At 45.8% G+C, this 531-nt stretch carries 1 protein-coding gene; it reads right to left on the reverse strand.

All coding sequences use genetic code 11. The annotated features are described in order from the left end of the window. Positions 1-66 precede the first annotated feature (66 nt). On the reverse strand, positions 67-531 hold a 465-nt coding region (locus R8N47_RS28070), incomplete at its 5' end, for a riboflavin synthase subunit alpha (RefSeq protein WP_318186468.1).

The following is a 531-nucleotide window of genomic DNA, read 5'->3' on the forward strand; positions in this document are numbered from 1 at the left end:
GAGCCTCTTTGCTCCTTTTTCTTCATCTATATGAGGCCAATCTATAAGGCCAAATCTGCGTTCCAACTACAACTGTTTAGCCGCCAGTACGCGCTCAACAGTATCCACGATCGCTTGAGTTTGTGGATCGAATTCAATGTTCACCTTGTCACCCACCTGTCGACTGCCAAACAAGGTTCTTTGTAAAGTTTCAGGAATCAAATGCACAGAGAAACGGTTTGCTTCAACTTCTCCAATGGTTAGCGAGCAGCCGTCGATACCGATGTAACCTTTCGCAAGAACATATTTCATCGACTCTTGTGGTAACTCAAACCAAATTGTGCGGTTGTTCGGCGTATCAATCACATCCACAATGTTTGCCATTAAGCTAATGTGACCAGACATATTGTGCCCACCGATTTCGTTACCAAATTTAGCAGCGCGCTCAACGTTAACGGCGCTTCCTTCTTCGAGAAGCCCCAAGTTGGTCAACGCAAGCGTGGCTTGCATCAAGTCAAAGCTGACTCGATTTTCATCGATGTTCGTCACAGT

Source organism: Vibrio sp. 2132-1 (genome assembly GCF_033344315.1).